Origin of the sequence: Castellaniella sp. (genome assembly GCF_034007085.1) — a bacterium.
Lineage (GTDB): Bacteria > Pseudomonadota > Gammaproteobacteria > Burkholderiales > Burkholderiaceae_B > Castellaniella.
Genome location: NZ_JAVERO010000141.1, coordinates 1 through 5002, shown reverse-complemented (window position 1 = coordinate 5002; position 5002 = coordinate 1). Strand labels below are relative to the sequence as shown.

Genomic DNA, 5002 nt, shown 5'->3' with positions numbered 1-5002 from the left:
GGGCCAGCAAAGTGGTGGGCACCTGGATGAAACGGACGCCGCGCATATAGCACGCGGCCGCGAAACCGCAGACGTCGCCCACCACCCCGCCGCCCAGGGCCACCAGCACGGCCTTGCGATCCAGGGTCGCCGCCAGCAGCGCGTCGAAGATGCGGTCCAGGGATTCCCAGGTCTTGTATTGCTCGCCGTCGGGCAGTTCAATGGACAGCAGCGGCTTGCCGGTGGCCTGCAGTGCCGCGCGCAGCCGCGCGCCGTACAGGGCGTCCACCGTGGTGTTGGTGACGACGGCGATCGCCGTAGCGTCGGCCGGAATGCTGTCCGCGACGGCGTCCAGCCGCCCCGCGCCGATATGGATGGGATAGTGTCCGCCGGGGGTCTCGACCTGGACTGTATGCATGGATTCCTATTCCGTGAGAGGGGCCCTGGCCGCCGCCGAAGCCGGCAGCAGCGGCAGCAGATTGCGCAGCACCTGGGCGACCGGCTGGTCGCCCGTGTCCAGCGTGATTTCGGCCACGCTTTCATAGAGCGGTTCGCGCTGGGCGAGCAGGTCGACGATGCGCTGCCGGGGATTTTCGGTGCGCAGCAAAGGCCGGCTGCGATCCCGCGCCACACGCCGGTAGAGTTCGTCGGCCCCTGCCCGCAGGTAGACGACGCAGCCACGCGTGCGCAGCATGTGGCGATTTTCGGCGGCCAGCACGGCCCCGCCGCCCGTCGCCAGCACCAGACCGGACCGGCGCGTATATTCGTCCAGGGATGCGGTTTCGCGGCGGCGGAAACCCGCCTCGCCCTCGATGTCGAAGATGGTCGCGATGCGGACCCCGCAACGGGCCTCGATGGCATGATCCAGATCGACGAATTTGCGCCCCAGCGCGGCCGCCAGCTGGCGGCCGATCGTGGTCTTGCCCACCCCCATCATCCCGACCAGGAAAATCGACCGCGCACCGTCCCGCCCATCAGGGGGATTCGGCATCGAATCGGGGGCGCATTCCAGGGTCATGGCGGGGCATCAGACTGTTCGTTTGCGTGTATTATCGCATCAGCCGATGCATCAGCCAGCCTGCTGATCGGCTGGCCGCGCACATCCTGTTACACAGACCCCGTTCCAGCATCCGGGCCCGATCCGGCCAGGGCTTACAATCGCCTCTGATGAAATCCACCAAAACCTCCTCCAAGCAGAAGGCACCGGCGACCCGTTCCTGGTTCACGCGACTGATCCTCAAGGCGATCGTGCTGTTCACCGGCCTGGGCCTGTGCGGAGCGCTGCTCATGAGTCTGGCGCTGGCCCTGGCCTGGCCCAACCTGCCGGACCTGACGGCGATGATCGACTACCGGCCCCGCGTGCCGCTGCGCATCTACACGGCCGACAAGGTCCTGATCGGTGAATTCGGCGAAGAACGCCGCAACGTCCTGCGCTTCGACGAAATCCCGGACGTCATGAAATCCGCCATCCTGGCGGCCGAGGACGATCGCTTCTACCAGCACGGCGGCATCGACTGGGCAGGCGTGCTGCGCGCCGCCCTGGCCAACACCATTCACATGTCCAAGACGCAGGGCGCCAGCACCATCACCATGCAAGTGGCGCGCAATTTCTACCTGTCGTCGGAAAAGACCTACACGCGCAAATTCTACGAGCTGCTGCTGACCTTCAAGATCGAGGCCACCCTGACCAAGGATCAGATCCTCGATCTCTACATGAACCAGATCTTCCTGGGGCACCGGGCCTACGGCTTTGCCGCCGCCAGCCGCACCTACTTCGGCAAGCCGCTGGCCGAAATCACTCCGGCCGAGGCCGCCATGCTGGCCGGCATCCCCAAGGCCCCGTCGCGCTTCAACCCGATCGCCAATTTCGAACGCGCCAAGTCGCGCCAGGCCTATGTACTGGGCCGCATGCGCAACCTGGGCTACCTGACGGAAGCGGAATACCAGCACGCCATGGAACAGCCCATCGTGATCCGCTCGGCGGCCAATACTCCCGGCGGACGCTACGGCCTGCACGGCGACTATCCGGCGGAACTGGCCCGCCAGCTGCTGTACGGCGTCTACCAGGACGACATCTATTCGCGCGGCTTCAACATCTACACCACCATCCACTCCAAAGACCAGGAAGCCGCCTACCAGGCGGTGCGCGAAGGCATTCTGGACTACACCCGCCGCGCGCCCTACACCGGCCCCGAAGACAACATCGACCTGCCCAAGAACATCGAGTCCGACCCCGAGGCGCTCAACGATCTGATCGACGAGCAGCAGGAAAAACACCCGGACAATGGCGATCTGCTCATCGGCATCGTCCTGTCGGCCAGCCCGACCGAGGTCCGCGTCGCGCGCAGCGCCAGCCAGATCATCGACATCACCGACAAGCGCGCCTTGCGCGTCGTGGCACGCGGCCTGGTGCCCAATGCCAAGGAATCCGTGCGCATCCGGCGCGGCTCGGTCGTCTACGTACACAAGACGGCCGACTACTGGGAACTCATCAACAAACCCGCCATCCAGGCCGCCCTGGTCTCACTGAGCACCCAGGACGGTGCCATCCGGGCCATGGTGGGCGGTTTCGATTTCGACGAGGGCAAGTTCAACCGGGTCACCCAGGCATGGCGCCAGCCGGGTTCATCCTTCAAACCCTTCATCTACGCCTCGGCCCTGGAACGCGGCCTGACGCCCGCCACGCAGATTTCGGACGAGCCGTTTTCCCTGACAGCCGAGCAGACCGGATCCAAGGCCTGGAACCCCAAGAACTATGGCCGGTCCTACGAACCCATGCTCACCATGCGGCAGGGTCTGTACAAGTCCAAGAACATGGTCTCGATCCGCATCATGCAGGCGGTAGGGCCCCAGTACGTACAGGACTACGTGACCCGTTTCGGCTTCGACCGCTCGCGCCAGCCTGCCGTGCTGCCGCTGGCCCTGGGCGCCGGCAGCGTGACGCCACTGCAGCTGGCCGGCGGATATGCGGTCTTCGCCAACGGCGGCTACCGCGTGCCCCCCTACCTGATCGACTACGTCACCGACAGCACCGGCAAGGTCATCATGCGTTCTCGCCCAACCGTGGCCGGTGACACCCTGGCACGCGTGATCGATCCGCGCACAGCCTATGTCATGGACGACATGCTGCGCGGCGTCGCCACCTACGGGACCGGCGCGCGCGCGCGCCGCGAACTCAAGCGCAACGACATCGGCGGCAAGACCGGCACCACCAATGATTCTCAGGACGCCTGGTTCGCCGGTTTCACCCCGAAACTGGTCGCCGTGGCCTGGATGGGATTCGATCAGCCCAGGTCCATGGGCCAAAGCGAAACCGGTGGCGGCGCCGCCCTGCCCATCTGGGTGGACTACATGCGTGCCGCCCTGGCGGGCCAGCCGGAAATCCCGCTCGGCCCACTGCCCAGTGGCCTGACACGCATCGATGGCGATTTCTATTTCTCCGAGTTCCCCCCGGGCACTGCCATCGCCCGGGTCGGGCTGCCTGCGCCAGGAGACCCCGCGCCCGGCGCACCCGCCGACGGCCTGGACGGCATCGGATCGCTGCTGGATCGCCTGCGCGGCGAATCCACCTCCGGCGCCGATGCCGATTCCGACGCCGCCATCCCCCAACCCGTCCGCGTGCCCTTCTGATGACGACTCGCCCCTTGCTCTCCTCCCTCACACGCATTCTGGCCGGCACCCTCCTGGCGCTGGCGCTGGCCGGTTGCGGCATGAAGGGCGACCTGCGCCTGCCCGATCCGCCACCAGCCGACGCCACCCTGGCGGCGCCGCCCACACTGCCACCGGCGTCCGCACCGGCTCCGCAGCCCGCCTCTCAGCCCTGACCTTCATGATTGCCGATCTCCAGTTCCCTCTCCGGGACGGCATCCTGCATGCCGAAGACATCCCGCTGCCCGAACTTGCCGACCGCTACGGGACGCCCCTGTACGTCTATTCCCGTACCGCGCTGCGCGCCGCCTGGCAGCGCTACGCACAGGCCATTGTCGGGCATGACGCGCTGATCTGCTATGGGGTCAAGGCCAATTCCAACCTGGCTATCCTGCACGAATTCCAGAGCCTGGGCGCCGGCTTCGACATCGTCTCGGGTGGGGAACTCGAACGCATTCTCGCGGCAGGCGCCAGTCCCGAGCGCGTCGTATTTTCCGGCGTGGGCAAGCAAGGCTGGGAAATTCGCAAGGCATTGGCCGCCGGGATCAAATGCTTCAACGTCGAATCGGCCGCCGAACTCGAACGCCTGGCCGACATCGCCCGGGAACTCGGGGTGCGGGCCCCCGTGTCCCTGCGCGTCAATCCCGATGTCGATGCACGCACCCATCCCTATATTTCCACCGGCCTGAAAGAAAACAAGTTCGGCATCGACATCCGCCGGGCGCCCGAACTGTACCGCCAGGCACTGCAGCATCCAGGGCTGGAGATCGTCGGCGTGGACTGCCATATCGGCTCCCAGATCACCCAGATCGCCCCCTACCTGGACGCGCTCGACAAACTGCTGGACCTGATCGATGTCCTGGCAGCCGACGGCATCGCCCTGAAACACCTGGACCTGGGGGGGGGCCTGGGCATCCGCTACACGGACGAGACGCCGCCCGATCCAGCCGACCTGCTGGCGCCGGTCTTCGCCGCACTGAAGGCCCGGGGACTGGACCACCTGCAACTCATCCTCGAACCGGGGCGGTCCCTGGTCGGCAACGCGGGGGTGCTGCTGACCCGGGTCGAATACCTCAAGCACACCGAGATACGCAATTTCGCCATCGTGGATGCCGCCATGAACGATCTGATGCGTCCTGCGCTGTACGAAGCCTGGCACGGGGTCGTGCCGGTCGCCCCGCGACCCGGCACCTCGGTCGAGACCTACGACATCGTCGGACCAATCTGCGAAAGCGGTGATTGGCTGGCGCGTGGCCGCGCACTGCCCCTGGAACAAGGCGACCTGCTGGCCATCCTGTCCGCAGGCGCCTATGCCTTCTCCATGTCCAGCCAATACAATACACGCCCCCGCGCCGCCGAGGTCCTGGTCGACGGA

5 protein-coding genes are annotated in these 5002 nt (G+C 66.3%); 3 read left to right on the top strand and 2 right to left on the bottom strand.

The window, feature by feature from the left end; genetic code table 11:
- Both RBR29_RS10415 and RBR29_RS10410 read right to left on the bottom strand, forming a co-directional pair.
- Positions 1-397: iron-containing alcohol dehydrogenase (locus RBR29_RS10415; protein WP_320349078.1), on the bottom strand; the 397-nt coding region annotated here is incomplete at its 3' end.
- A gap of 6 nt (positions 398-403) precedes the next feature.
- Positions 404-970, bottom strand: coding sequence for a shikimate kinase (locus RBR29_RS10410; RefSeq protein ID WP_320349077.1), 567 nt, complete (start codon positions 968-970; stop codon positions 404-406).
- A gap of 176 nt (positions 971-1146) precedes the next feature.
- Between RBR29_RS10410 and RBR29_RS10405 the strand changes: the two genes are divergently transcribed.
- The 3 genes from RBR29_RS10405 to lysA all read left to right on the top strand — a co-directional run.
- Positions 1147-3609, top strand: a complete 2463-nt coding sequence (locus RBR29_RS10405; protein WP_320349075.1) for a PBP1A family penicillin-binding protein — start codon at positions 1147-1149, stop codon at positions 3607-3609.
- A 14-nt stretch (positions 3610-3623) separates the two neighbouring features.
- On the top strand, positions 3624-3803 hold the full coding sequence (locus RBR29_RS10400) for a lipoprotein (protein WP_320349074.1): 180 nt from the start codon (positions 3624-3626) through the stop codon (positions 3801-3803).
- A 5-nt stretch (positions 3804-3808) separates the two neighbouring features.
- The coding region (gene lysA / locus RBR29_RS10395; RefSeq protein WP_320349073.1) for a diaminopimelate decarboxylase at positions 3809-5002 on the top strand (1194 nt) is incomplete at its 3' end.